Source organism: Massilia sp. 01N410, from assembly GCF_056399665.1.
In genome coordinates, this window is record NZ_JBFTRV010000090.1 from 1 (window position 1) to 364 (window position 364).

Here is a 364-nt window from a genome sequence, read left to right on the forward strand (position 1 = left end):
GCGGGAAATAGGTCTCGACCACGTGGTCGACCATCGTCCCGATCAGGTCGGCGCGGTCGAAATAGGCCAGGCGCTGGAAGGTCCCGAAGCGGATGTGGCTGTGCGAGAGCCTGGTCAGCACCGCCGATCGGGTCGGGCTGGGCTCGTCGCCGCGGGTCAGGGCCTCGCCGGTCTCGATCAGGGAGAAGGCCCGCGAGGTCGGAACGCCCAGCGCCTCCAGCAGGCCGGCGGCCAGGATCTCGCGCATGCCGCCCTTCAGGGTCAGCCGGCCGTCGCCGTGCCGCGACCACGGCGTCTGGCCCGAGCCCTTGGTGGCCAGGTCGAGCAGGCGGTCTGTTCCGGCTTCGCGCACCTGGGCGAACAG

At 71.4% G+C, this 364-nt stretch carries 1 protein-coding gene; it reads right to left on the reverse strand.

Annotated elements, in window-relative coordinates; genetic code table 11:
• The coding region (locus AC1DOP_RS27380; RefSeq protein WP_477254446.1) for a protein adenylyltransferase SelO family protein at positions 1-364 on the reverse strand (364 nt) is incomplete at both ends.